Here is a 25,433-nt window from a genome sequence, read left to right on the forward strand (position 1 = left end):
GAAAAAGTTCGCTTTTTGTGTGTTGGTGTGGTATAATGAAAAAAAGTGAAAGAGGAAATTGTTATGAAATTAAGAAGAAGTGAACGGATGGTGGTTATTTCCAATTACCTGATTAACCACCCCTATGAATTAACCAGTTTGAATACCTTTGCGGAAAAGTACGAATCAGCCAAGTCTTCGATTTCAGAGGACATTGCCATTATCAAAAAAGCTTTTGAAGAGAGCTCTATCGGACATATCGAGACCATTACGGGTGCTAGTGGGGGTGTTGTCTTTACGCCGTCTATTTCTAAGGAAGAGTCGATCGAGATTGCCCAGAGCCTTCGCAATCAGATGGCGGAAAGTAGCCGTATCCTGCCTGGTGGCTATATTTATTCGTCGGATTTGCTGTCGACGCCCCATGTATTAAAAAATGTTGGCCGCATTATCGCGGATGCCTTTAAGGCAGAGAAGATTGATGCTGTTATGACCGTGGCGACCAAGGGGGTTCCTTTGGCCAATGCCGTTGCCAACGTCCTCAATGTTCCCTTTGTTATCGTTCGTCGGGACTTGAAAATTACTGAAGGTTCGACCGTTTCGGTCAACTATGTGTCGGGTTCTAGTGACCGGATCGAGAAGATGTTCCTCTCTAAGCGCAGTCTCAAGGCCGGTAGCCGGGTGCTCATTGTCGATGACTTTTTGAAAAATGGTGGTACTATCAACGGTATGATTAGCCTCTTGACAGAGTTTGACTCGACCTTGGTTGGTGTAGCAGTTTTTGCGGAAAATCAAAAAGGCGACCGCAGTGTGGCTAACTACAAGTCTCTGCTAGCCGTGACCGATATCAATGTCAAAGAAAACCGAGTGGACGTTGAGTTGGGAAATATTTTTGAATAACTTTTATCCTCCGATATTTAAAGAGACGTAAGCTGCCCCCTACTTAGATTATGCGTGCAGAAAGAAAAAGCTGAGTGATCAGCTTTTTTTGGTATAATAGACAAGTATGATAATCTGATAAGGATGAGAAAACATGAAAAAAACAGTATGGAATGCCTCTTTAGAAGAGAGTTTGAATCTTGTAACGGATAAATATATACAGACTTCCCTAGAAGATATTGAAAAAAATGGCTACAAAAAGAAAATTTTGGGATTTTTAACGGTCGAGTTTTTTATGTTTTTATTTTCCTTTATTGGCCCCTACTCTGATAAAGAAGTTGGAAATATATTATTTGTGGAGGCAAAAATCCTATTTTCAATCCCCGTATGGCTTGGCTTATTAGTAATCGTTCATTATCTAATTGTGGGAACAGCTGTATTTGATGTAGTATATGACACTTATATAGGAGAACATGTTGACAATGCAGTAGACAAGGCTAAAGAAATTGTTGAAGATGTCGGTGATGCCGTATCTGGCTGGTTTGGTGGATTAGGTTCTGCCTTCGGTTGATTAGAGTAAGAGGTTATATGAAAATTAATCCAAATAATTATTTTGTAATAGGGGGATTTGGTCAAAAATCTGTTTTTATTAGTAAAGACTATACGTTACCCTATTATGTTAGTCAAAATGATATAGTGGCTAGAAGTGGTGTGATGAAAGTACCAACTGGTGTAACGTTTGCAACTACGATGTTGATCCGAAGAATGGATTCAAGGAACATGACCCCAAATCCAATTTTTCTATTAATTGGTTTTGTTTTGGTCTATTTTTCAGTTGAATGGATGCTTCGTCGCCATGCAGAGGAGACACACGATGCTGATGTGTATACTTTTTCAGATGATGAAGCTCTTCTAACATTTGTCAATGAGAACCAAAAGCGTAACAACATGATGCTGTTGATTCTAATCGTTTTATTCATTTTTACTCTGCTATTCGGATTGCTTTACTTTAAAACAAACTCATTTTTATTCCTATTATTCTCGGTACTATCATTTTTTTGCTTTACATTATGGTCAAAATACCAGATTTTCAAGCGCATGTTTGTTTTACATAAAATTAAAAAAGAGCTAATTCGATGAAATATTTATCATCTATGACACCTATATAGGAGAGCATGTTGACAATGCAGTAGACAAAGCTAAAGAAATTGTTGAAGATGTCGGCGATGCCGTTTCGGGGTGGTTTAGTAATCTCGGTTCTGCAATCGGTTAGAAGGGGTAAATATGAAAGTCAAATTAAGAGATTACCATGTTATTGGTGCAATCGGAAAACGTGCGTTACTAATCCACAAAGATTTACAGAAGCCATTCTATATTGCTACTGAAGAAGATGACACAGAATCAAATGGGTGGAAAATTCCAGCGGGTATGACTTTTGCGGTAACAGTTTTGATTCGAAATATTGATTCGAAAAATTTTCAAGCGAGTATGCCACTTTTATTAGTTGGTTTCTTGGTGGTCTTTTTATCAGTCGAATGGATTTATCGAAAATTCCCTCATACTATTTTGGAAGTGGAAGAATTTCATTTTGAAAATATATCGCTTGAAGAAGTGTTAATAGATGCTACGAAACGGAATAATACCTTAATGAAATTTTTTATAGTATTTTTACTAGTAACATTGATTTTTGCTATCTTGTATTTATATATGCATCTATTTATTTTCCTTTTTCTTTCGTTAGGGATGTTCGTTTGTACAGCACTTTTGGCAAAATACCAGATTTTCAAGCGTATGTTCGTTTTACATAAAATTAAAAAAGAGTTGATTCGATGAAATATTTACCAATTGGAACGGTTGTACAGTTAAATAATGGTCAAGTCAAATTAATGATAGTAAGCCGATTCCCCCTATATGATAATCAAGGAGAAATTGGATACTTCGATTATTCAGGATGCATTTATCCTCAAGGAACAGCTGATAACCAGTTTTATTATTTTAATGAGGAAGATATTAAAACAATTTGGTTTGAAGGCTATGTAGATGGTCAAGAAGAAGAATACCGCAAAATTGCTAGGAATGAAGTTGGTAAGATAACTTATCCTAGATTTACTTTAGAGAATATCAAAAATTAGGTAGCTTTTCAAAGGTTATTCCGATGACGAAGAAAGTAGATTTATGGAGATCTACGGACAATGGGAGTCTGATTTACAAATTCCCCGTAAACAAGTCAAATAAGACTTTGATTTGAAGTAGGACCATTTCGGTGGTCGGGTCAAGCTATTTCTATCCAGACAAGATTACCTTGTCTGGATTTTTTTTATAATGGAAGGGTAGGTTCTTCCTTGATACATAAACAGCGAGGCTAGACTTGGTCTGAGCGGAGCTGATGGATGTGACAGAGTTGGACTTGACAAACTGACTTCGAACTAGAAAACAGTTGAGGAGCTCTGCTTATTTCAAAAACAGCAGAGACCAAAGTGAATTTGGGATGGTGACGATCACTTTGGGGGACTCTGGAACTCTCTGGCCCAGTCTTTTACTTTTATTATTTTATTTTTTAAGGTATAATGGTCAAAGATAGTCAAAGAAAGAGGCGACACTATGGCGATGAAAAATACATCAGACTATATCGAAGAGCATATCAAGGCGATCTTGGAGCAGGTCAATGTGGCGGAACTACGTCGGAGTGAATTGGCCAGTCGGTTTGAGGTCGTGCCCAGTCAGATAAACTATGTCATAAAGACACGGTTTACAGCCAGTCGGGGTTATATTGTGGAAAGTAAACGCGGTGGCGGAGGCTATATCCGAATTGGCCGCATTACCTTTTCGGACAAGCATGAATTGGTTCGTGATTTGTTAAATAATATGGGCGACCAGTTGTCTGCGACCGTTTATAATGATATTTTACAGCTCTTGTTTGATGAGAAGTTGATGACAGAGCGCGAGGGCAATTTGTTTCTTGCGACGGGTACAGATGAGGTGCTCGGCAAGGAAGCGGCAGGTATCCGGGCCCGCATGATGCGTCAGATTTTACGGCGCTTAGATAGGAAAGAGGATTAGGGGAATGAATATTTCAAAGGGATTGAAACGGGTCTTTGAGGATGCCCAGCTGATTGCTCAACGTTATAGTAGTGACTTGTTGGAGACCTGGCATGTGCTCTTGGCCTTTGTTATCAACCAAGATACGGTAGCTGGAGCGGTCCTGGCAGATTATCCACCTAGTGTGGCAGACTATGAGCATGCTACCTTTGTCGTGACCGAAAAAGTCTATCAGGAGGACATAGAGTTCTTCAAGATTTTGCCGTCGTCCAAGCGTTTGGATGAGAAGGCAGCCAATGCCAAAACCATTGCGCAGGCCGTCAAGGCCAAGGAAGTAGGAACAGAGCATCTTTTCCTAGCCATGCTTTTGGACAAGAAAACAGTGGCCAGCCAGATTTTGGACAAGGTTGGTTTTCACCATGAAGACTCGGATGATAAGATTCGCCTGCTAGATTTGCGGAAAAATCTTGAGGCCCGTGCAGGCTTCAACAAGGAAGATATTAAGGCCATTCGTCTGGCCTTGAAGGGGCGCAAGGCTTCTCAACAGACCATGGGGCAGATGATGGGTGGCGGTATGCCTCAGCCCCAGACAGGTGGTTTGGAAGATTACACCCGTGACTTGACTGCCTTGGCTCGTGAAGGCAAGATGGATCCTGTTATCGGTCGTGATACTGAGATTTCGCGTATGGTGCAGATTTTATCGCGCAAGACCAAGAATAATCCTGTCTTGGTCGGTGATGCGGGTGTCGGGAAAACAGCCCTGGCTCTGGGACTTGCTCAGCGTGTAGCGTCGGGAGATGTTCCTCCTACCCTGGCCAAGATGCGGGTCTTGGAGCTGGATTTGATGAGTGTGGTTTCTGGGACCCGTTTCCGTGGGGATTTTGAGGAGCGGATGAACAATATCATCAACGACATCGAAGAAGATGGTCAGGTGATTCTTTTCATCGATGAGCTTCATACCATTATGGGCTCTGGTTCTGGGATTGATTCGACCATGGATGCGGCCAATATCCTCAAGCCTGCTCTGGCACGTGGCACTCTGCGGACGCTTGGTGCGACGACCCAGTCGGAATATCAGAAACATATCGAGAAGGATGCTGCTCTGGTTCGCCGTTTTGCCAAGGTCATCATCGAAGAGCCAACAATGGCGGACAGCATTGCCATTTTGGCAGGTCTCAAAGGGACTTTTGAAAAATACCACAGGGTCCAAATCACAGATAGTGCTGTAGAGACAGCCGTGACCTATGCCAAGCGGTATTTGACCAGCAAACGCCTGCCGGATTCAGCAATTGACTTACTAGACGAATCAGCGGCAAGGGTGCAGAACCGTGTCAAGGGTCAGCCAGTTGCGACAGGCTTGACAGTCCTTGACCAGGCCCTCATGGCTGGCAAATACAAAACGGTCAGCAAGCTCCTCCTGGCTGAGAAAGAGGCTGTTAAAGCCGGCCAAGGTTACGACTTAGAAGTGACGGAGGCAGATATTTTGGAGACCCTCAGTCGCCTGTCGGGTATCCCAGTGCAGAAACTCAGCCAGACAGATGCCAAGAAATACCTGAACCTGGAAGCAGAACTCCACAAGCGGGTCATCGGTCAGGACCAGGCCATCTCAGCCGTCAGCAGAGCCATTCGACGCAATCAGTCTGGCATTCGGACCGGTCGCCGTCCAATCGGTTCCTTTATGTTCCTGGGGCCAACAGGTGTCGGCAAGACCGAGCTGGCTAAGGCCCTGGCAGAAGTCCTCTTTGATGATGAGTCGGCACTAATCCGCTTTGATATGTCCGAGTATATGGAGAAATTTGCGGCCAGCCGCCTCAACGGTGCGCCTCCAGGCTATGTTGGCTATGAAGAGGGTGGCGAGTTGACGGAAAAAGTCCGCAACAAGCCTTACTCTGTCCTTCTCTTTGACGAGGTTGAAAAGGCCCACCCAGATATTTTCAATATCCTCCTCCAGGTCTTGGACGATGGTGTCTTGACAGACAACAAGGGGCGTAAGGTAGATTTCTCTAATACGATTATTATCATGACCTCCAACCTTGGGGCAACTGCCCTGAGGGACGATAAGACGGTTGGTTTTGGTGCCCTTGATTTGTCCAAGAGCCAGGAGCATGTGGAAAAACGGATTTTCGAGGAATTGAAAAAGGCCTACCGCCCAGAGTTTATCAACCGTATTGATGAAAAGGTTGTCTTCCACAGCCTATCTGAAGCGGATATGCAGGATATTGTCAAGGTCATGGTGCAGCCGCTGATAGCCATCACGGCCGAGCGTGGTCTGACCCTCAAGTTGCAACCGTCTGCTCTCAAACTCCTAGCGACAGAAGGCTACGATCCAGAAATGGGTGCCCGTCCGCTCCGCCGTCTCTTGCAGACCAAGCTGGAAGATTCATTGGCAGAAATGCTCTTGCGTGGTGACCTGGTTGGCGGTCAAACCCTTAAAGTGGGCGTCAAAGCTGGCCAATTGAAATTTGACATAGTGTAAGAAGAAAAGGGAGAACGAATTCGCCATTTTCCTAAAATATAAAATGTAAATAGGTATCTTATGAAAAAAACTGTTGCTGTTATTTTTGGGACCTTTGCGCCTATGCACAAGGGTCACATTGACCTGATCCAGCGGGCCAAGCGAGCCTGTGACCGAGCGGTGGTCATCGTATCTGGTTATGAAAATGACCGTGGGGACAAGATTGGCCTGGGTCTGCAAAAGCGTTTTCGCTATATTCGTGAAACTTTTAATGACGAGTCCTTGATTTCGGTTTATAAGCTAGACGAAACAGGCATGCCTCCTTATCCAGAAGGTTGGACGCCCTGGCTAGAGGCCTTACAACAGCTGGTGCAGGCTGGCGAAGACGAGGAATTGGTCTTCTATGTTTCTGAAAAAGAATACTCTGCGGAGCTGGAAGAGCGTGGCTTCAGAGCATCTTTCACCGAGCGTAATTTCGGTATTTCGGCTACCCTGATTCGGGGAAACCCTGCTAAGTATTGGAATTCTATTGCCAAGCCCTTCAGACGGCATTTTTCAAAAAATGTCTTGGTGGTTGGTTCGGCCTCAAACGGCAAGACTACCCTGGTCAAGGATTTGGGACGCTATTATTCCTGTCCTGTCTCCCTAGAGTACGCCCGCTATTACCAAAAGCGCTACAATGTTCGTGACGATGAGTTGACAGGCAAGGATTACAATTACCTGCTGACGGGCCAGTATCGCCAGACTTCTGACTTGATTGACTCAGACACCAACCGCGGGCTGGTCATTGCGGATACCAATGCGACTGTGACCGAGGCCTACTATAATTACTATATCGGCGAAAGCTCCAGCTCCTTCCATTCCCTCTGTGCTGACACGGTCAAGAATGAAAAGTGGGACTTGATTATCTTTGTCCTGCCGACAGGTAACTATGTGGACGACGGTTTTCGGGACATGTCTATGGCCGACCAGGAAGTTCGCCATGCTTTTACGGAGTTATTGAAAAAATTAGTGGCAAAAAATCACCCAGATGCGCATTTGGCCTTTATCGGTGGGTCCTATCTGGAAAACTATCAAAAATCCATTGATCTGATTGATGCCATCTATCAGGAATTTTAGGAGAAAAGAGGAGATATGGAAAAAATAAAACAGATGCTGATTGGCTGGGTGGAGGGCATCCGAAATGTCCCTGCCACCTTTGCGAAATTAGGCCAGGCAGCCAAGGAATTAGGATTTTTCGGGCTCTTGAAGGCAGCCTTTGCGGATATGTTTTTGGGACGAACAGCCTTTCAGTGGCTCTATCTCATCGGCCTATCCAGTGTGCCGCTGATTTTAGAGTTTACCAGCGGTAGCGACAAACACGACTGGATGGGGCTCTTTGCCTCCTGGACAGGGATTGTTTGCGTCATCATGGTAGCAGAAGGCCGGGCTAGTAACTATGTTTTTGGTTTTATCAACAGTCTGATTTACTTTGTGCTTTCCTATAATAGTGCCTTTTATGGGGAAGTGATGACAGCTGTTTTCTTCTTGGTCATGCAGCCTATTGGCCTTTATACTTGGTTGGCTGCCCGTGTCAATGAAACCGAGGATGAGACGCCTGAAATCAGCGAATTTGAAACTCGCAGTCTGTCTTTCTTTGGCTGGGTCAAATGGCTGAGCTTCACAGCTCTTGTCTGGGGGATTTTTGGTCTTCTCTACCAATCTATCGGATCTGCCAGACCCTTCCGAGATTCTGTGACAGACGGAACCAACTGGACAGGGCAATTTCTCATGACTTATCTTTATAGGGAACAGTGGCTCTTCTGGATTGCGACCAACCTCTTTTCTATCTACCTCTGGTGGGGAAATTCCATCCACATGCAGGCCATGTACTGGGTCTACGCTCTCAATAGTGTCGTCGGCTGGTACCAATGGTCCAAGGCTATGAAAAAGGGATAGGAAATTAAAAACATAAATACAAAAACAACCTCCGAGTCAGCATTCGGAGGTTTTGCTATGTACGACGGGCATGTCGTACATCTGAGGTGAAAGTCCTCCGTGGACACCCGCTACCGGTGAACCCCAAAGCGACTCCCAAGCCTGACTATCGTGAGGTAGCGGGGAGAGGAAGGGATAGCGAAATCGTGGCTCTACGAACAGAAACGTGATAACAAGGCGTATATAGGGGATGAGGGGGCATACAACTCTAAAGTCCAAAAAGGTAGTCGTAACCTATAGACGTAAATCACGAGAGTAAACGAGGAAAGATGTACGACTTATCCCGTGAGGTCTCATGAGCGTCAAAGACGTAGTAACAACGAATCATGAGAAGTCAGCCGAGGCCATAGTAGCGATGAAACTTCTGTAATAGAGGTGGAGCGAAGGGCTGAACAATTAACCGAAGTATACCTACTTCACTTGTGTCTGTAAAACTAGCGGTCTGATAGAACTGGGTGCGGTCACGTATTGACTAGAGGAAAGTTCACCAATATAAGACGTCCCTCAGACACCGAAACAAGAAAGGAATACGCACATGTCACAGTTACTAGATAATATCCTATCTCGGTCCAATATGCTTGAAGCCTACAATCAAGTTAGAGCCAATAAAGGTTCAGCAGGAATTGACGGCGTAACTATTGACGAAATAGATGACTATCTCCGCAAACACTGGCGTTCAACTAAAGAACTCATAAAGCAGAGGAAGTACAAACCTCAGCCAGTCTTACGAGTTGAAATTCCCAAACCTAACGGCGGAGACCGTCAGTTAGGTATCCCAACGGTCATGGATAGAATGATACAACAAGCTATTGTCCAAGTCATTAGTCCTATTTGTGAACCCTATTTCTCTGAGAGGAGTTACGGATTCAGACCCAATCGGTCATGCGAACAAGCTATTATCCAGTTATTAGAATACCTTAATGACGGTTATGAGTGGATAGTAGACATAGACCTGGAGAAGTTCTTTGATACCGTTCCTCAAGATAGACTGATGTCGCTTGTTCATAACATTATCCAAGATGGAGATACAGAATCTTTAATTCGTAAGTACCTTCATTCAGGTGTAGTCATCAACGGACAACGGTATAAAACACTAGTTGGAACTCCACAAGGAGGAAACCTATCACCGCTCCTGTCCAATATCATGCTTAATGAGCTAGATAAAGAGTTGGAAAATCGTGGACTTCGCTTCGTTCGCTACGCAGATGACTGCGTCATCACAGTCGGTAGTGATGCGGCGGCTAAACGTGTGATGCATTCAATTTGTCGTTATATTGAAAAACGATTAGGTTTGAAAGTCAACATGACCAAGACCAAGATTGTGAGACCGAGCAAATTAAAGTACCTAGGATTTGGGTTCTGGAAATCATCTGAGGGCTGGAAAAGTCGTCCGCATCAGGATAGCGTACAGAGTTTCAAGAGAAAACTCAAGAAACTAACGGCCCGTAAGTGGAGTATTGACTTAGACAGCCGAATTGAGCGACTAAACTGGGTCATCCGAGGTTGGATAAACTACTTTTCTATGACGAACATGAAATCAGTCATGGAAAGCATTGATGAACGACTAAGAACTCGAATAAGAGTTATTATCTGGAAACAATGGAAGAAGAAATCTAGGCGATTATGGGGACTTCTCAAATTAGGAGTACCGAAGTGGATAGCGGATAAAGTATCTGGCTGGGGAGACCATTATCAATTAGTGGCTCAGAGGTCTGTACTGAAACGTGCCATATCAAAACCAGTCCTCGCTAAACGTGGACTGGTTTCTTGCCTAGATTATTATCTAAAACGACATGCGTTAAAAGTTAGTTGAACCGCCGTGTGCCGAACGGCACGCACGGTGGTGTGAGAGGGACTAGAAATTAGTCCCTACTCGATTGCAACCAGCCATAATTTGGCTCTTCACAGGTCATCAGGGCTTGGAATAGTTCTTCGAGCGTAATGACCTTTCAGCCCACCGTATCTAGGGTCCTGGACATTGGGAGAGGGGTCGAGGTAGTAGAGCTGCTCAATATCCTTCCCGTCTTCTGTGGTCAGATAGCCAATGCCAATGACGTTGTGCTCCCCTTTTTACTAGGATACATCACAGCGGAGTCAAAAGTATAGTACATAGGGTAGCCAGCATCAATATTTTCCCTGACCCTCTGCTTAAACAAGGCCATCTCTTGTCCAGCTGGATAGGGTCCGTCCCGTCGCCAGCTGATAGCCAGCCTGACCATCTGTAGGATATTAATAGCTGAAAAGATGTTTATTGAGGATGCGAATGGCGTCACGATTATGGGTGTCAAAAGGCTCATAGGTTCTCATTTCAAACGCCAACTGCTTCTGCCCAACATGGACGCCCTGACTAGATAGCATCATACTGACAGTCGTCGGAGCGCAGTAGTTCCAGACAGTTTGGATTTGCGGTTGGACACTCAGCTGTATTTTGATTCGCTTGGATGCCGGCTTCACCTGCTCTGGTTCGGAACTCGGTGTGGTCTCATTTGGTTCATTTTCTTGGGTAATGGCAGAGCTACTGGAGTTTGAAGAGCTAGGGTTTTTAGTCTGTTCTCCACTTGTTTTGACAACAGAGCTACTTGTCACCTTTACTTCAGGGGAGGTCTGCTCCTGCCGAGGGATAAGCAGAAAAAAGCTGGTAGAGGCAAGAATGAGAGCTAAAGAAGACAGACAGAGACTGATAAGAATAGCTTTTGATTTCATAGCTACCTCCTGGAGGATATTGTAAATCATTTCACAATATTAACATATTATAATTATATGTATTTAGCAAGAACTATCCATAAAAAATGGCTGAGGCATGCCCAACCATTTCCTTATATTTTATTTAGTAACACGTCTTTTGCGGAGATGACAAAGGAGACCAGCTGGAACTGATCTCCTTTTGTTTATTTAACTTGTTTTGCTTGATAGGCAGCGCGTGCTTGGTCGAAGAGTTCTTGGACTTCTTCGATGGTTTCGGCACGGGATACGGCGCCACGGATCTTGGCAGCACCTGCCGAGCCACGGAGATAGTGGGGAGCTAGGCCACGGAATTCGCGGACGGCAATGCTTTCGCCCTTGAGATTTGTCAAGCGAGTTAGGTGGTCAAAGGCGACATTGAGCTTGTCCTCAAAGGATAGGTCGGGTAGGATTTCACCCGTTTCCAGATAGTGGTTAATCTGGTTGAAGATGTAGGGATTTCCCATAGCGGTCCGGCCGACCATGACAGCGTCAGCCCCAACTTCCTCGATACGCTGACGGGCGTCTTCCACATTTCGGATGTCGCCGTTTGCGATAAATGGAATCTTGGTCATGCTGCCAGCCACCTTGGTCAAGGTTTCCAGGTCAACAGTTCCAGTGTACATCTGCTCGCGGGTCCGTCCGTGCATGGCCAGGGCAGCCACACCGGCACTTTCTGCGGCCAGGGCATTTTCGACCGCCAGGTCGGTATTATTCCAACCGGTCCGCATCTTAACGGTCAGGGGAATGTCAAGGACGGAAGTCACTTCCTTGATGATGTGGTAAATCTTGTCAGGGTCCTTGAGCCACTTGGCACCAGCCTCGTTCTTGATGACCTTGTTGACCGGGCAGCCCATGTTGATGTCCACGATATTGGCCTTGGTGTTTTTCTGAATGAAGTCAGCTGCACGTTTGAGGCCCTCGGCCTCGCCACCGAAGAGCTGGATAGACATAGGGTATTCGTTGTCGTCGATATGGAGCATGTGGAGGGTCTTCTCGTTGTTGTAGAGAAGGCCTTTTTCAGAAATCATTTCCATAACGACCAGACCTGCCCCCATTTCTTTGGCAATGGTGCGGAAGGCCGAGTTAGTCACGCCGGCCATTGGGGCCAGCACGCAGCGATTGGGGATTTCCACATCACCAATCATGAAAGGAGTGTTGAGATTAGCCATTGATGAGTTCCTCCAAATCGTTTTCGTCAAAGTGGTAATGGGTCTGGCAGAATTGGCAGGTGATGTCCACGCCCTTGTCTTCTTCTTTCATCTCTTGCAGGTCCGTTTTGGGTAGGCTAGCCAGAGCATCGAGGAAGCGGTCTTTAGAGCAGTCGCAGACAAAACCGATTTCTTCTTCTGACAGGCGTTTGAAGTCGTCGTCGCCATAAATGGCGGATAGGAGAGCTTCTATGTGGTTTTCAGAAGCCAGCAAGCTCGAAATGGCAGGCATTTCTTGGATGCGTTTTTCAAAACGAGCAATTTCAACCTCGGTCGCACCTGGTAAAACTTGCAGCAAGAATCCGCCAGCTACCTTGACCTTGTCTTCCTCGTCCAGCAATACATTGAGCCCCACCGCAGACGGTGTCTGCTGACTATCCGTCAAGAAATAGGCAAAGTCTTCACCGATTTCACCAGAAATCAAAGGTGTCATGGAGTTGTAAGGATGACCTGTTCCGTAGTCTGTGATGACTAGGAATTGTCCGTTCCCCACAAGAGGTCCAACGATGACTTCCCCAGTCGAGGCACGCTTGTAGTCCAAGTCAGGGTTCTGGATGTAGCCCTTGACCTCACCTTTGGTATTGGCCACTGAGATGATAGCCTTAGAGGCCCCCTCAGCCAAGATTTTGAGGGTAATCTTGGTATCGCCCTTTTCGTTGGCGGCGAGAATCTGGTTGGCAATCAGGGTCCGGCCCAGCGCCACTGTTGACGATGGCCAGGTACCGTGTTTCTCCTGGGCTGTTCGAACCGTTTCAGTGCTGTCCAGCACATAGGCACGGAAATGCCCGCTGTTTGATAGTGTCTTTATAATTTTGTCCATAAGGAATATTATAGCATAGAATAGAATATTTTAAGCAATAGAAAAACTGATCGCTAGGCAATCAGTTAGGCTTCCGGAAATAATTTCTCTAAAATCTTTCTGGTGATAATCTGCCCAGGTCCTGCAAAGGTATAGGTGTGCAGGTACATAGCTGGGTTAAAGTTGAGTTCGATACAAGTGCAGTTCGGTTTTTCTTTGCTGGTTGCCTGATGTATATCTGGGATAATCAAATCTACACCGCAAGCCCAGGCCCCCATTGCGCGTGCCATGTCGGCAGCTAATTGCTTGTAAGATTCACCCATCTGGTCAGTCATATCGATAGAGTCACCACCCGTTGAGATATTAGAATTACCGCGTAGAAAGGCTTGAATGCCCTCGGGAAGTACTGTATCTGGAGTATAGCCCTGCTGTTCTAACATAAGTAGTTCAATTTCACCGAGATTGATGATCTCAAGTGGTGAACGATGGTCACGTCCTCTTAGAGGATCTTGGTTTTTTTGGTCCACCAATTCTCGGATGGTTGACTGCCCATCTCCTACGACATTGGCTGCGACGCGGAGCAGGACAGCCTCGCACTTGCCATCAAGGATAAAGAAGCGGTACTCTGTTCCCGCTACGAATTCCTCCACCAGCACATGGCTGTCCTCCGAAAAGGCGATATCCAGAGCTTTTTCATAGTCCGCTTGGCTGGCTGGCTCTTGGAAGATAGAGATGCCTAGGCCGAAGTTGGTGGATTTTGGTTTGACCACAATAGCAGAGCTGGCGACCTGCCCGTAATACCGCAGGGCCTCTTCCTTGTTAGCAAATTCCGCTCCCGCAGGCACTGGGAAACCAGCCTGATTCAGAATCTTCTTGGTCACCACCTTGTTGGCCATGGCCAGAGGAATGACGTAGTTGTCCTTGGAGGTCATGTTGCCATTTTTGATGTACTCAACATGGTTACCATGCCAGAGCTTGAGAAACTGGTCTTCTTCATCCAAAATCTCGACATGCAAGCCCATTTGAATGGCGTCAAAGAGAATCATCTGGGTGGAGAGTTCCATGTTTTCATAGCCCTTGAGGGCGTAAGGCGCTGTCCAAGCATAGTCATGGAAGAGCTGACCTTGCTGCTGGCCAAATCGTTCCAAAGACCCGTCTTCAACCTGCTCTGCTATTTTTCCAGAAAGGGTCAGACGAGGGTCTTGAAGGGCTGCCTCTACCTGAGCAATGAGCTGACTGTAGTAATCATCCAGTCGGAAATGCTGAACGATAGACTTCATGGCAGTCAGGATAGGGTTGGCGTCTGCCTCTGCTGGTAGGAGAGTGTGGGGATGGCTGAGGGCGATGCGGTTGTTGAGGTCTGCCGCTGTTGCCAGTTCCTCGTCAACCCGCTCCATGTCATCAAGCCAGAGCAGTGCCAGGGCAAAGAGGTGGGTGGTGTCAAGGGTCTCTTGGCTAATAGCAAGTGGCTCAAAGGGGTTGAGGTCGAAGTTGCGGAACTCCAGATAGGTGATGCCCTTGGTCAAGAAGTCTCGGCTGGTCTTAGCACCACGGAGGCGGACAGCAGAGTAAAATTCTTTTTCGGCGGATAACTGACCACTAGCCACAGCTTGTTCGATGTCGGTTACATATTGTTCCAGAGAAGCGAAAGAAATGTGGACATCGGGTGCATTGACATAGCCGTAGTTGGAATTGCGAATAGACCGCACGCAACCAATCTCGTCAGCCAAGAACCCTTTCTCTGCTAGGGAGCTTGCCCCGTAGAGATAGGTGAGAAACCAGCGATAACGCAAGAAATTCTGAGCCAATTTAAGATAGAGAGCATTTTTGAAGCTGATGAGGTCCCCATAATCACTTGCTTCAAAGAGTTGCTGGGTCAGGTCCTTGCCTAGCTCAAAGTTGTAGTGGATACCAGACATGGACTGGAGCAGCTTGCCGTATCGCTCTGCCAAACCAACACGGTACTGGTATTCGTAGTCGCTTTCCAACTGGGCAATCTGAATCTCATCTTCTGAAATCACAGGCGGCATGGATAGGGGCCAAAGATATTCGCTTTTGTTCATGGACCGTACCGCCACATCGGTAATAGCTCCAAGGAAACGGTGGGCCTCCTTGGTCGAATGAGCCACTGGTGTAATCAGCTCCAACTGTGGCTCGCTGTAGTCCGTTTGGATATAGGGATGAAAGCTGCGCGAGCCCAAGCTCTCAGGGTGGGGCGTTTGAGCCACACGGTTGTCGGAGTTGATGCGTAAGGATTCTCGTTCAATTCCAAAGGTGGCCTGAAGAATAGGGCTGTTTGGGGATAATTTTTGTAACATATTTGGTCCTTCTTATTTCTGATAAATTCTACTTCCAATTTTATCTAGTTTAAAAAACAAATACAAATTTCTGCTACGTTTTTAAGGAAAAAAATGGTGCAAATAGAAGGAAGGAGGGAGAGATTTCGGTTTTTTCTGTCAAAAACAACTTTAAAAAGGTTTTGCAAGCTAGAATGTTCGTTCTGTTATTGATTTACTTGTCATTATCTATGTAATATTCGTTATATACAAAAATATGGGAAATTCTTGAAAAAATGTTCGTTTTTTGGTAAAATGGATTGTAAAACGAAACTTGCAGGTGAGATTCCTGCCAGAAGTAGAAGAAAGGCTGGGCTGGTTAGCCAGTTCAGAGAAAGAGTGAATATGACATCAGTAGTTGTTGTAGGAACCCAATGGGGCGACGAAGGAAAAGGCAAAATCACGGATTTCCTCTCTGCCAATGCGGAAGTCATCGCACGTTATCAAGGTGGTGACAATGCCGGTCACACCATCGTCATCGATGGCACCAAGTACAAATTGCATCTGATTCCATCAGGAATTTTCTTTCCAGAAAAAATCTCTGTCATCGGTAACGGTGTCGTGGTCAATCCAAAATCCTTGGTTAAGGAAATCAACTATCTCCATGATTCAGGTGTGACGACAGACAATCTGCGTATTTCAGACCGCGCTCATGTCATTTTGCCATACCATATCAAATTGGACCAATTGCAGGAAGAAGCCAAGGGGGATAATAAAATCGGGACAACCAACAAGGGTATTGGTCCTGCTTACATGGACAAGGCTGCGCGTGTGGGTATCCGTATCGCCGACCTCCTGGACAAGGAGATTTTTGCAGAACGTCTCCGTACCAACTTGGTTGAGAAAAATCGTCTTTTCGAGAAAATGTATGAATCAACGCCAATCGAATTTGACGAGATTTTTGAAGAATACTACGCCTACGGTCAAGAAATCAAGCAATATGTGACCGATACGTCTGTCATCCTCAACGATGCTTTGGATCAAGGCAAACGCGTCTTGTTTGAAGGTGCGCAAGGGGTTATGTTGGATATTGACCAAGGTACTTATCCATTCGTTACCTCTTCAAACCCTGTTGCCGGTGGTGTGACGATCGGTAGTGGTGTCGGACCAAGCAAGATTGACAAGGTGGTTGGTGTATGTAAGGCCTACACTAGCCGTGTTGGTGACGGACCATTCCCAACTGAATTGAACGATGAAATCGGAGACCGCATCCGTGAAATCGGTAAAGAATACGGTACGACAACAGGTCGTCCTCGCCGTGTCGGTTGGTTTGACTCTGTTGTCATGCGCCATAGCCGTCGTGTATCAGGTATTACAAACTTGTCACTCAATTCTATTGACGTTCTATCAGGCCTTGAAACAGTGAAAATCTGTGTGGCTTATGATTTGGATGGTGAGCGTATTGACCACTATCCTGCAAGTTTGGAGCAATTGAAACGTTGTAAACCAATTTATGAAGAGATGCCAGGTTGGTCTGAAGACATCACAGGTGTACGTAGCTTGGATGAATTGCCAGAAGCGGCTCGCAACTATGTTCGTCGCATCAGCGAATTGGTAGGGGTTCGTATCTCAACTTTCTCAGTAGGTCCTGGTCGTGAACAAACCAACATCCTTGAGAGTGTCTGGAGTTCTAAATAGGATATTGAGCGAGAAATCAGTAGAGTTAGGAGGAGAAAAATAGTATGTTCCTCATATTGGGTGTTACTGGAGTCCTGTTCTTATTCAGCATATTGGTGGGCTACCTGGTTTTCGTGGTTGCTTGGAGTTTGCCACGTATGGAGGATAAACAGCAACATCGTTACTATTTGATAGGCTCCTTACTAAGTCTGCTCCTATTTCCCTTTATTGGCCCCTTGGTCTTTCCTATATTTGGCTTTAGCCTTGGTTATGGAATTTCTGCTCCACTGTCAAAAGGATGGAGAACCTTCTTGATAATAGTAGGGGTGGTATTGCTGCTTTGTTCAGGTCTAGCTCTTTTTTGGATTGCCGAAACCGTGTTGGATCTATATTCAAATTAAAGATTGAAGGGCAAGTTCTATCTGAACTTGTTCTTTTTTGATATTCTGCTATAATAGATTTTACTAGATTCTATAAAATAAAGAGGTTTACAAATGGAAGGTTTATTTTTACCCCTAATCATGGTGGCTATGGTTGGTTTCATGTTTTATTCACAGCGTAAGCAACAGAAACAGCGCCAAGACGCCCTTAGTCAAATCAAAAAAGGTGACGAAATCGTGACCATCGGTGGCTTGTTTGGTATCGTTGATGAAATCGACGACAAGAAGGTCGTTCTGGATGTGGACGGTGTCTATTTGACTTTTGAACGCGGAGCCATTCGCAATCGTGTGACACCGGCTGCAACGACAACAGTAGTGGCAGAAGAACCAGCTCTAGAAACGGTTGAGCCAGTTCAAGAATCAGTCATTGAGGAATAAAGACGAAAAACCAGGGGAATCCTTGGTTTTTATCTTATCCTCATGATGTGCTTTTTGCTTAAAAACTAGAGACTGTGGTATAATAGACTGATTATAGCTTGAGGAATAAGTCATGTTTAAGTGGAATTTTAAGAAAAAAGAGAAGTTTGAGACGCCTGTGGAGGTGCCCAAACATATTGCCATCATTATGGATGGGAATGGGCGCTGGGCCAAAAAACGGATGCAGCCTCGGATTATGGGTCATAAGGCCGGTATGGATGCCCTGCAAAAGGTAACAAAAACAGCGTCTAAACTAGGGGTCAAGGTCCTGACAGTCTATGCCTTCTCAACGGAAAATTGGTCTCGCCCTGAGAAGGAAGTCAAATTTATCATGAATTTGCCGGTTGAATTTTACGATAAATACGTGCCGGAGCTTCATGCCAACAATGTGAAAGTCCAGATGATTGGTGACCATTCTCGCCTGCCAGAGGCGACCTTGAAGGCACTGCGGATGGCAGAAGAAAAGACCAGGAGAAATACCGGTCTCATCCTCAATTTTGCCTTGAATTATGGCGGTCGTGATGAGCTGTCTCGTGCGATTAAGGCGATTTCGCAGGATATTTTGGATGCTAAGTTCAATCCAGGGGATATTGATGACAAGCTGATTGCTGATTATCTGTATACAGGTAGTTTGCCGGTTTCCTTGCGAGACCCTGATTTGGTCATTCGGACCAGTGGTGAACTCCGTCTCAGTAATTTTTTGCCCTGGCAGATAGCCTACAGTGAGCTCTACTTCACTGACGTGGCCTGGCCGGACTTTGATGGAGAAGCTCTGCTATTATCCATAAAAGAATACAATCGTCGCCATAGAAGATTTGGTGGTGTGTAAGGAGAAATGATGACAAAGGAACTAAGAACACGGGTGATATCGGCGGTCGTTGCACTGGCCCTCTTTATCCCTGTTATATATATTGGTGGGGTGACCTTCCAGTTGGTGCTGGGGCTCTTGGCCATGCTGGCTACTGCGGAATTGATGCGGATGTACAAGCTGGCGCCTAATTCCATTGAGGGTATCCTGTCCATGCTGGGAAGTTTTGTCTTGACCCTTCCGCTTGAGAACTATCTGCCATTTTTGCCGACGGATGGGAACTATGTGGCCTTTACGGTCATTGTCTTTATTCTGATGGGTTCCATCGTCTTCCATACAGGCACCTATACTTACTCAGAAGTGGTCTATCCTATTGCCAGCAGTTTTTATATCGGGGTTGGTTTCCACAATCTGGCCCTGGCGCGTATGGATAGTCTCAACAAGCTATTCTTTGCCCTGCTGCTTGTCTGGGCGACGGATATCGGTGCCTATATGCTTGGTCGTCAGTTTGGCAAACGCAAGCTGGCTCCTCTGGTATCACCTAATAAATCTATTGAAGGTTTTCTCGGTGGGATTGCTTCGGCAGTTGTAGTGGCAGCCATCTATCTCATCTTCTCCAAGGAAATTCGTGACGTCTATTCAATTCCCTTGATGCTGGTCTTGGCGGCTGTATTTTCTGTCGTGGCCCAGTTTGGAGATCTGGTTGAGAGTGCTATCAAGCGCCGTTTTGGTGTTAAGGATTCCGGTAATCTGATTCCAGGGCATGGTGGAATCTTGGATCGTCTTGACAGTGTCATTTTTGTCTTTCCAATCATGCACTTCTTCGGCTTATTTTAAGGAGGTTCCATGAAGGGAATTTTAGCATTTATTTTTATCTTTGGCGTGATTGTGGTTATCCATGAATTTGGTCACTTCTATTTCGCAAAAAAAGCAGGCATCCTGGTTCGGGAATTTGCCATTGGTATGGGTCCGAAAATTTTCGCTCATACGGGCAAGGACGGGACGGTCTATACGATTCGTATTCTTCCGCTTGGTGGCTATGTTCGTATGGCTGGCTGGGGCGAGGACAAAACGGAGATTAAGACCGGGACACCGGCCAGTTTGACCCTCAATTCAGACGGCATTGTGACTCGAATCAACCTATCGGGTAAGGGCTTTGATGTCAACAGTCTACCCATGAATGTGACCGGCTTTGACTTTGATGATAAGCTGGAAATCACTGGTCTGGTCCTGGATGAGACCAAGACCTATAAGGTGGACCACGACGCGACCATTGTCGAGGAAGATGGGACGGAAGTCCGCATTGCACCGCTGGATGTCCAGTATCAAAATGCGACGATCTGGGGTCGGCTCATGACTAACTTTGCGGGTCCCATGAACAACTTTATCCTCGGTGTTTTGGCATTCATCTTGCTTATGTTCATGCAGGGCGGTGTGGCCGATACGTCTAGCAATCAGGTGACAGTTGTAGAGGGTAGTGCTCTTGCAGCTGCTGGATTAGAGACTGGAGATAAGATTCTCTCGGTCAATGGTCAGGCAACAGATTCTTACGCCGATATTTCTAAGATGATTGGGCAGGCAGTGCAGGATGCTAGCAGTGCTCCTAAGTTTGACTTGCTTGTGGAGCAGGGCGGGACTGAGAAGAATGTGTCTGTGACTGCCAAGCAGGAAGATGGCACCTACAGACTAGGTGTTTCCCCTATTTTGAAGACGGGTGTCTTGGACAAGATTATTGGTGGTGTCCAGCAGGCCGGAGCGACAGCTCTCATGATTGTCACAGCCTTGAAAAATCTGATTGCCAGCTTTGATGTCAAGCAACTAGGTGGTCCTGTGGCTATTTACTCTGTCAGCAATCAAGCGGCTCAAGATGGTTGGATGTCCATTATTAGACTGATGGCTATGTTGTCGATAAACGTAGGAATCTTCAATCTCATTCCGATTCCGGCCCTTGATGGTGGTAAAATTGTTATGAATATCCTGGAAGGAATTCGTCGCAAACCGCTCAAGCCAGAAACGGAATCCTACATCACGCTGGCAGGCGTTGCAATCATGGTCGTTCTCATGCTGGTTGTGACCTGGAATGACATTATGCGGGTATTTTTCTAAAATAAAATTTGCAAGGAACTGAATGCGTGCTAAACGCAGGAAGTTCTGAAAACTAAGAAAAAGAAAGGAACAGAGAGTTTTTAGATTTGAACTCGAGCGTCAGCTTGGAATTTAGAGAAACAATATCTGTGATTTCTAATCAAATAAACTATGAAAGGAATTGAACACGGGTTGAAACCTGTGTCCTCCTGACAATAAAGATTAAGAAAGGAATTGAATGCGTGCTATACGTAGGATGTTCTGAAAACTATGAAAGGAACTGAACACGGGCTGAAACCTGTGTCTTCCTAACAACCAATGATGAAAGGAACAGAGGAGGTTCGTAATTGAACTCGGTCTAAAAACTCGGAAAATAGATAAACTGACTGATGTGCAAGCACATTGCGCCAGTTTCCTAATTTTCAGTCGTTTTTTACGACCTCCGTATCTTATTATGAAACAATCTAAAATGATTATCCCGACTTTGCGGGAGATGCCTTCTGATGCGCAGGTCATCAGTCATGCGCTTATGGTGCGTGCTGGTTATGTGCGTCAGATTTCCGCTGGGATTTACAGCTATTTGCCGTTGGCCAACCGTGTGATTGAAAAAGCCAAAAATATCATGCGAGAGGAATTTGACAAGATTGACGCCATCGAATTTTTGGCGCCTGCTCTCTTGTCAGCCGACATTTGGCGCGAGTCTGGTCGTTACGATACCTACGGCGACGACCTCTACAAGCTCAAAAACCGCGAGGGTTCCGACTTTATCTTGGGTCCAACCCATGAAGAAACAGTGACATTATTGGCGCGTGATGCGGTTCAATCTTATAAGCAGTTGCCGCTTAATATCTATCAAATCCAACCAAAATACCGCGACGAAAAACGTCCACGTAACGGTCTCTTGCGCGGTCGCGAATTCATCATGAAGGACGGCTACAGTTTCCACGCTAGCTACGAGAGTTTGGATGAAACCTACGACGATTACAAGCGTGCCTACGAGGCGATTTTTACGCGTGCTGGTCTGGAATTCAAGGCTATCATCGGTGATGGTGGTGCCATGGGTGGTAAGGACAGTCAAGAATTTATGGCCATTACCCCTGATCGTACGGACTTGGACCGCTGGGTTGTCTTGGACAAGTCGGTAGCTTCTTTTGACGAAATTCCAGAGGACGTATTGACAGCCATCAAGGCGGAACTTTTGGCTTGGAATGTTTCTGGTGAAGATACCATTGCCTACTCTAGCGAATCTGGCTACGCAGCCAACTTGGAAATGGCGACTAGCGCCTACAAACCAAGCACCGCTGTTGTGGTCGAAGAGGAATTGACCAAAGTCGCAACGCCTGATGCCAAAACCATCGATGAAGTCGCAGCCTTCTTGAATGTTGCGGAAGAGCAAACCATCAAAACCATGCTCTTCATGGCTGATGGAGAGCCAGTTGTTGCCCTCCTTGTTGGCAATGATCAGGTCAACGATATCAAGTTGAAAAACTACTTGGCAGCAGATTTCTTTGATGTAGCCAGTCCAGCGGATGCTGAAAAAATCTTCGGTGCAGGTTTTGGTTCCCTTGGACCAGTCGGCTTGCCAGAAAATATCAAGATTATCGCTGACCGCAAGGTGCAGGACGTGAAAAACGCTGTTGTCGGTGCCAATGAAGATGGTTTCCACTATATAGGTGCCAATGCGGGACGTGATTTCCAAGTGACTGAGTATGTGGACATTCGTGAAGTCAAGGAAGGCGAGCCTTCGCCAGACGGTCACGGTGTGCTCAACTTTGCCCGCGGTATCGAGATTGGTCACATCTTCAAGCTGGGTACGCGCTACTCAGACAGCATGAATGCCAACATCTTGGATGAGAATGGTCGTGCCATGCCGATTATCATGGGATGCTATGGAATCGGTGTTAGCCGCCTCTTGTCAGCCGTTCTTGAACAACACGCTCGCCTCTTCGTCAACAAGACACCAAAAGGCGAATACCGTTACGCTTGGGGCATCAACTTCCCTAAAGAATTGGCACCGTTTGATGTACATTTGATCCCAGTCAATGTTAAGGACGAAGAAGCTATGGCATTGACTCAGTCAATCGAAGCTAGCTTAATCGGTGCTGGTTATGAAGTCTTGACAGACGACCGCAACGAGCGTGTCGGCGTGAAGTTCTCTGATAGTGACTTGATTGGCTTGCCAATCCGTGTGACAGTTGGTAAGAAAGCTGCCGACGGCGTGGTCGAAGTCAAAATCAAGGGCACTGGCGACACTGTCGAAGTCCATGTCGACCAGCTCTTGGAAACTTTGAAAATTTTGAATAAGTAACAAATAAAGGAGAGGTTGGGCATAAAGTCCAGCCTCTAACTATTTTATTATGTGATTTTTAGTTCGGGAGCGAGAAAGAACTCGATAGATGAAAAGAGAGTTCGTTTTCCTCGCACAGCTTCAACTGTTTAGGAGACGGTTGAAGGTTGGAAATTGAGCGAACGCAGTTCGCATCATACGTAAAGGTCTGGTTCGGAGCGTAAAACGCGAAGTGCTGAGGATTGTTTCACAATCCCAATTTCCCACCTTTCACAGTTCCCCAAACTGTGAAAGCCAATCAACCCTGAGCTGAGATGTTGACACAAACTAAAGAAAGCGAGCCTAGGCTTTTTGCCCAGGCTCTTTTAATAATGAATCTATTTTTTGATTTCAAGCTCCTGTAATTGGTGCAAAATGGTTTCTAAATCAGCTCCTGCCTGCAGGAGAGCGGCAGCTGTATAGCAGCCTTCAACGACGGGAACAGTCTGAATCAGGACTTCTTTTTCTGAAAAATCAGCAACCATTTCGATATTCATCCGAGCGCTTCCTAGGTCGAAAAAGGCTAAGATGGTGTCTGCATCATTTTCTTCTAACTTTGCCTGGACGGTCTCAAAGCTAGTGCCGATTGAACCATCCTCCAAGCCACCGCAGTAGGTCAAAGAAACGTCCTGAGTTACTTCCGAGACTAAATCGATAATCCCCTGGGCAAGATTTTTGGAATGGGAGACTAGTAAAATGCCAGTTTTTGTCATGAACCTGTCACCTCCAGGAGGGATTCAAAGAGTAGGCCAGATGAGTAAGAACCAGGATCGATGTGGCCGACAGAACGTTCGCCAACATAGGAAGCACGTCCCTTAGTCGCAAGTGTATCAGCAGTAGCTTGGACAATTTCCTGAATCAGATTAGGAGTGAGTTTGTCTTCCCTAATGGCAGAGATGACAGGGGTCCAGACGTCGACCATGGTTTTTTCGCCCAGCTCCGCCTTGCCGCGTTTTTGAATCATATCCAGGCCTTCTTGTAACATAGAAGCCAGTTCAGCACCAGCTTGGCTAGCCTTGGACAAACCCATAAAGGCCGAACCGTAGAGGGGACCAGAGGCACCACCTACCTTACTGAGTAGTTGCATGGCTACAATTTTGAAAATCTGGTCCGCACTGGCAAATTCCTTGCCATCCAGTTCAGTCATCACAGCAGCCATCCCACGGGCCATATTGCCTCCATGGTCACCATCACCAATAGGGGTGTCCAGCTCGCTTAGGTAATCCTTGTTTGCTTGAATTTTTTCGTTGAATCGTGTCATCCAAGTCAATGCTGTTCTTACATCCATAGTTTTTCTCCTACCAGCCGGCTACTTGTACAGGGGCGTTTAGAGCCTCTAGCCAGCTTGGTTCTTCTAATTTGATAAGGGTCAATGATAGGCCAGCCATATCAATTGATGTCATGTAATCGCCGATTTTCTTGTAGTCTACCTCAATGCCTTTTTCCAGTAATAGTTTAGCTACGTCGTTGGCAAAGACATACTGCTCCATGAGTGGGGTTGCGCCTAGACCATTGATGAGAAGACCGTAATGTTCGCCTTCTTTGAGCTCAAAGCCTTGGGCTAATTTTTCAACCAATTCGGCTGCCAATGTTGCGGACGGTTGCAATTTTTCCTTCTTATAGCCAGGTTCGCCGTGGATGCCGACCCCATATTCAAACTCATCTTCTTCTAAAACGAAGCCTGGTTTTCCTACTTCAGGAACGGTTGCACCAGATAGGGCCAGACCAATTGTCTTAATCTGTGGAACTAATTTGTCGGCCAACTCTTTGATGGCAGCGAGAGACTGGCCTTGTTCAGCTGCATGTCCGAGAATTTTATGAACTAGGATGGTTCCAGCAACCCCGCGTCGACCTTGGGTATAGAGGCTATTTTCTACGGCAATATCATCGTCGACAACTACACTTGCGACCTCGATGCCTTCCATTTCTGCCAATTCTTGGGCCATTTCAAAGTTCATGATGTCACCAGAGTAGTTCTTGATGACCATGAAGACCCCGGCACCTTCATCGGCTGCCTTGATTGCCTCTAGGATTTGGTCCGGTGTTGGGGAGGTAAATACTGCGCCACAGACAGCAGCAGACAGCATACCTTTACCGACAAAGCCTGCATGAGATGGTTCGTGGCCAGAGCCTCCTCCAGAGATGATACCGACCTTGCCAGTCTTTTCTGCCTTGCGGACAATGACTTCAAAGCCCTCTAGACGTTCTACCAGGTCATTGTGCATAAAGACCAGGCCATTGAGCATTTCGTCAACAACATTTTCAGGTTGATTGATAATTTTTTTCATGAGAAAACCTCCGTGATATAATACTAAGATTATTATATTGTATTGTGTAGACAAATTAA

General features: G+C 45.9%; 24 protein-coding genes. 17 read left to right on the forward strand and 7 right to left on the reverse strand.

Translation table 11 applies throughout. The features are described 5' to 3' along the window. Window positions 1–63 precede the first annotated feature (63 nt). The 10 genes from purR (at window position 64) to ltrA (ending at window position 10,139) form a co-directional block, all read left to right on the forward strand. Window positions 64–876 (forward strand): pur operon repressor, encoded by an 813-nt coding sequence (gene purR, locus AB1F57_RS01670; protein WP_105136988.1) that lies wholly within the window; start codon window positions 64–66, stop codon window positions 874–876. A gap of 133 nt (window positions 877–1,009) precedes the next feature. Further along, on the forward strand, window positions 1,010–1,426 hold the full coding sequence (locus AB1F57_RS01675) for a hypothetical protein (protein WP_367985983.1): 417 nt from the start codon (window positions 1,010–1,012) through the stop codon (window positions 1,424–1,426). Between the two features lie 17 nt (window positions 1,427–1,443). Further along, window positions 1,444–1,995 (forward strand): hypothetical protein, encoded by a 552-nt coding sequence (locus tag AB1F57_RS01680; RefSeq protein WP_367985984.1) that lies wholly within the window; start codon window positions 1,444–1,446, stop codon window positions 1,993–1,995. Between the two features lie 144 nt (window positions 1,996–2,139). Further along, window positions 2,140–2,688 carry a hypothetical protein gene (locus tag AB1F57_RS01685; RefSeq protein ID WP_367985985.1) on the forward strand — a complete coding sequence of 183 codons (549 nt, stop codon included), beginning with the start codon at window positions 2,140–2,142 and terminating at the stop codon, window positions 2,686–2,688. Next, complete coding sequence (locus tag AB1F57_RS01690) at window positions 2,685–2,987, forward strand: DUF4176 domain-containing protein (RefSeq protein ID WP_318829996.1); 303 nt, start codon at window positions 2,685–2,687, stop codon at window positions 2,985–2,987. Before AB1F57_RS01685 ends, AB1F57_RS01690 begins: the two co-directional genes overlap by 4 nt. Window positions 2,988–3,456: 469 nt before the next feature. Next, on the forward strand, window positions 3,457–3,915 hold the full coding sequence (locus AB1F57_RS01695) for a CtsR family transcriptional regulator (RefSeq protein ID WP_105111716.1): 459 nt from the start codon (window positions 3,457–3,459) through the stop codon (window positions 3,913–3,915). A 4-nt stretch (window positions 3,916–3,919) separates the two neighbouring features. Next, a complete protein-coding gene (locus AB1F57_RS01700; protein ID WP_170238777.1) occupies window positions 3,920–6,370 on the forward strand; it encodes an ATP-dependent Clp protease ATP-binding subunit in 2,451 nt (816 codons plus the stop codon). A 60-nt stretch (window positions 6,371–6,430) separates the two neighbouring features. After that, complete coding sequence (locus tag AB1F57_RS01705; RefSeq protein ID WP_170238778.1) at window positions 6,431–7,468, forward strand: AAA family ATPase; 1,038 nt, start codon at window positions 6,431–6,433, stop codon at window positions 7,466–7,468. 15 nt (window positions 7,469–7,483) lie between these two features. Further along, window positions 7,484–8,287, forward strand: a complete 804-nt coding sequence (gene pnuC / locus AB1F57_RS01710) for a nicotinamide riboside transporter PnuC (protein ID WP_105138347.1) — start codon at window positions 7,484–7,486, stop codon at window positions 8,285–8,287. Between the two features lie 574 nt (window positions 8,288–8,861). Further along, window positions 8,862–10,139, forward strand: a complete 1,278-nt coding sequence (gene ltrA / locus AB1F57_RS01715; RefSeq protein ID WP_367985804.1) for a group II intron reverse transcriptase/maturase — start codon at window positions 8,862–8,864, stop codon at window positions 10,137–10,139. A 416-nt stretch (window positions 10,140–10,555) separates the two neighbouring features. Here ltrA and AB1F57_RS01720 read toward each other — a convergent pair whose 3' ends face one another. The 4 genes from AB1F57_RS01720 to gshAB all read right to left on the reverse strand — a co-directional run bounded on the left by AB1F57_RS01720 (window position 10,556) and on the right by gshAB (window position 15,375). Next, entirely contained in the window at window positions 10,556–11,029 is a 474-nt protein-coding gene (locus AB1F57_RS01720) for a C39 family peptidase (protein ID WP_170239020.1), read from the reverse strand. Window positions 11,030–11,214: 185 nt separating this feature from the next. Continuing rightward, window positions 11,215–12,219, reverse strand: coding sequence for a tRNA dihydrouridine synthase DusB (dusB, locus tag AB1F57_RS01725; RefSeq protein WP_167785577.1), 1,005 nt, complete (start codon window positions 12,217–12,219; stop codon window positions 11,215–11,217). Further along, complete coding sequence (gene hslO, locus AB1F57_RS01730) at window positions 12,212–13,078, reverse strand: Hsp33 family molecular chaperone HslO (protein WP_367985986.1); 867 nt, start codon at window positions 13,076–13,078, stop codon at window positions 12,212–12,214. The genes dusB and hslO overlap by 8 nt, the downstream gene beginning before the upstream one ends. Window positions 13,079–13,143: 65 nt before the next feature. After that, entirely contained in the window at window positions 13,144–15,375 is a 2,232-nt protein-coding gene (gshAB, locus tag AB1F57_RS01735) for a bifunctional glutamate--cysteine ligase GshA/glutathione synthetase GshB (RefSeq protein WP_367985987.1), read from the reverse strand. A gap of 363 nt (window positions 15,376–15,738) precedes the next feature. Between gshAB and AB1F57_RS01740 the strand changes: the two genes are divergently transcribed. From AB1F57_RS01740 to AB1F57_RS01770, 7 genes are all read left to right on the forward strand, one after another. Then, the gene (locus AB1F57_RS01740; RefSeq protein ID WP_170239029.1) at window positions 15,739–17,031 is read left to right on the forward strand and encodes an adenylosuccinate synthase; all 1,293 of its coding nucleotides are present in this window, start codon (window positions 15,739–15,741) and stop codon (window positions 17,029–17,031) included. Between the two features lie 44 nt (window positions 17,032–17,075). Continuing rightward, a complete protein-coding gene (locus tag AB1F57_RS01745) occupies window positions 17,076–17,411 on the forward strand; it encodes a hypothetical protein (protein ID WP_105122234.1) in 336 nt (111 codons plus the stop codon). 93 nt (window positions 17,412–17,504) lie between these two features. Then, window positions 17,505–17,828, forward strand: a complete 324-nt coding sequence (gene yajC, locus AB1F57_RS01750; RefSeq protein ID WP_170239030.1) for a preprotein translocase subunit YajC — start codon at window positions 17,505–17,507, stop codon at window positions 17,826–17,828. Window positions 17,829–17,940: 112 nt separating this feature from the next. Next, window positions 17,941–18,696 carry an isoprenyl transferase gene (locus AB1F57_RS01755; protein ID WP_367985989.1) on the forward strand — a complete coding sequence of 252 codons (756 nt, stop codon included), beginning with the start codon at window positions 17,941–17,943 and terminating at the stop codon, window positions 18,694–18,696. A 9-nt stretch (window positions 18,697–18,705) separates the two neighbouring features. Next, window positions 18,706–19,512: a phosphatidate cytidylyltransferase gene (locus tag AB1F57_RS01760; protein WP_367985990.1), complete on the forward strand. Its 807-nt coding sequence runs from the start codon at window positions 18,706–18,708 to the stop codon at window positions 19,510–19,512. A gap of 9 nt (window positions 19,513–19,521) precedes the next feature. After that, on the forward strand, window positions 19,522–20,781 hold the full coding sequence (gene rseP, locus AB1F57_RS01765) for an RIP metalloprotease RseP (RefSeq protein WP_367985991.1): 1,260 nt from the start codon (window positions 19,522–19,524) through the stop codon (window positions 20,779–20,781). A gap of 433 nt (window positions 20,782–21,214) precedes the next feature. Next, window positions 21,215–23,068: a proline--tRNA ligase gene (locus AB1F57_RS01770; protein ID WP_367985993.1), complete on the forward strand. Its 1,854-nt coding sequence runs from the start codon at window positions 21,215–21,217 to the stop codon at window positions 23,066–23,068. A 356-nt stretch (window positions 23,069–23,424) separates the two neighbouring features. Here AB1F57_RS01770 and dhaM read toward each other — a convergent pair whose 3' ends face one another. The 3 genes from dhaM to dhaK are packed head-to-tail and all read right to left on the reverse strand — an operon-like array spanning window position 23,425 to window position 25,374. Continuing rightward, window positions 23,425–23,799: a dihydroxyacetone kinase phosphoryl donor subunit DhaM gene (dhaM, locus tag AB1F57_RS01775; protein WP_105111702.1), complete on the reverse strand. Its 375-nt coding sequence runs from the start codon at window positions 23,797–23,799 to the stop codon at window positions 23,425–23,427. Continuing rightward, window positions 23,796–24,374 (reverse strand): dihydroxyacetone kinase subunit DhaL, encoded by a 579-nt coding sequence (gene dhaL, locus AB1F57_RS01780; RefSeq protein WP_318830961.1) that lies wholly within the window; start codon window positions 24,372–24,374, stop codon window positions 23,796–23,798. Before dhaL ends, dhaM begins: the two co-directional genes overlap by 4 nt. 10 nt (window positions 24,375–24,384) lie before the next feature. Continuing rightward, a complete protein-coding gene (gene dhaK, locus AB1F57_RS01785; protein ID WP_105122618.1) occupies window positions 24,385–25,374 on the reverse strand; it encodes a dihydroxyacetone kinase subunit DhaK in 990 nt (329 codons plus the stop codon). Window positions 25,375–25,433: the final 59 nt, after the last annotated feature.

The organism is Streptococcus nasisuis (assembly GCF_040836615.1).
Lineage (GTDB): Bacteria > Bacillota > Bacilli > Lactobacillales > Streptococcaceae > Streptococcus > Streptococcus suis_V.

Bases quoted from the DNA above. Each gene is read 5' to 3' on its own strand.
- purR (WP_105136988.1), top strand. From the start codon at position 64: ATGAAATTAAGAAGAAGTGAACGGATGGTGGTTATTTCCAATTACCTG.
- dhaM (WP_105111702.1), bottom strand. From the start codon at position 23,799: ATGACAAAAACTGGCATTTTACTAGTCTCCCATTCCAAAAATCTTGCC.
- AB1F57_RS01690 (WP_318829996.1), top strand. From the start codon at position 2,685: ATGAAATATTTACCAATTGGAACGGTTGTACAGTTAAATAATGGTCAA.
- AB1F57_RS01745 (WP_105122234.1), top strand. From the start codon at position 17,076: ATGTTCCTCATATTGGGTGTTACTGGAGTCCTGTTCTTATTCAGCATA.
- AB1F57_RS01680 (WP_367985984.1), top strand. From the start codon at position 1,444: ATGAAAATTAATCCAAATAATTATTTTGTAATAGGGGGATTTGGTCAA.
- rseP (WP_367985991.1), top strand. From the start codon at position 19,522: ATGAAGGGAATTTTAGCATTTATTTTTATCTTTGGCGTGATTGTGGTT.
- AB1F57_RS01720 (WP_170239020.1), bottom strand. From the start codon at position 11,029: ATGAAATCAAAAGCTATTCTTATCAGTCTCTGTCTGTCTTCTTTAGCT.
- AB1F57_RS01705 (WP_170238778.1), top strand. From the start codon at position 6,431: ATGAAAAAAACTGTTGCTGTTATTTTTGGGACCTTTGCGCCTATGCAC.
- AB1F57_RS01700 (WP_170238777.1), top strand. From the start codon at position 3,920: ATGAATATTTCAAAGGGATTGAAACGGGTCTTTGAGGATGCCCAGCTG.
- dhaL (WP_318830961.1), bottom strand. From the start codon at position 24,374: ATGGATGTAAGAACAGCATTGACTTGGATGACACGATTCAACGAAAAA.
- hslO (WP_367985986.1), bottom strand. From the start codon at position 13,078: ATGGACAAAATTATAAAGACACTATCAAACAGCGGGCATTTCCGTGCC.
- AB1F57_RS01685 (WP_367985985.1), top strand. From the start codon at position 2,140: ATGAAAGTCAAATTAAGAGATTACCATGTTATTGGTGCAATCGGAAAA.
- AB1F57_RS01740 (WP_170239029.1), top strand. From the start codon at position 15,739: ATGACATCAGTAGTTGTTGTAGGAACCCAATGGGGCGACGAAGGAAAA.
- AB1F57_RS01675 (WP_367985983.1), top strand. From the start codon at position 1,010: ATGAAAAAAACAGTATGGAATGCCTCTTTAGAAGAGAGTTTGAATCTT.
- AB1F57_RS01695 (WP_105111716.1), top strand. From the start codon at position 3,457: ATGGCGATGAAAAATACATCAGACTATATCGAAGAGCATATCAAGGCG.
- AB1F57_RS01755 (WP_367985989.1), top strand. From the start codon at position 17,941: ATGTTTAAGTGGAATTTTAAGAAAAAAGAGAAGTTTGAGACGCCTGTG.
- yajC (WP_170239030.1), top strand. From the start codon at position 17,505: ATGGAAGGTTTATTTTTACCCCTAATCATGGTGGCTATGGTTGGTTTC.
- AB1F57_RS01770 (WP_367985993.1), top strand. From the start codon at position 21,215: ATGAAACAATCTAAAATGATTATCCCGACTTTGCGGGAGATGCCTTCT.
- ltrA (WP_367985804.1), top strand. From the start codon at position 8,862: ATGTCACAGTTACTAGATAATATCCTATCTCGGTCCAATATGCTTGAA.
- dhaK (WP_105122618.1), bottom strand. From the start codon at position 25,374: ATGAAAAAAATTATCAATCAACCTGAAAATGTTGTTGACGAAATGCTC.
- AB1F57_RS01760 (WP_367985990.1), top strand. From the start codon at position 18,706: ATGACAAAGGAACTAAGAACACGGGTGATATCGGCGGTCGTTGCACTG.
- dusB (WP_167785577.1), bottom strand. From the start codon at position 12,219: ATGGCTAATCTCAACACTCCTTTCATGATTGGTGATGTGGAAATCCCC.
- pnuC (WP_105138347.1), top strand. From the start codon at position 7,484: ATGGAAAAAATAAAACAGATGCTGATTGGCTGGGTGGAGGGCATCCGA.
- gshAB (WP_367985987.1), bottom strand. From the start codon at position 15,375: ATGTTACAAAAATTATCCCCAAACAGCCCTATTCTTCAGGCCACCTTT.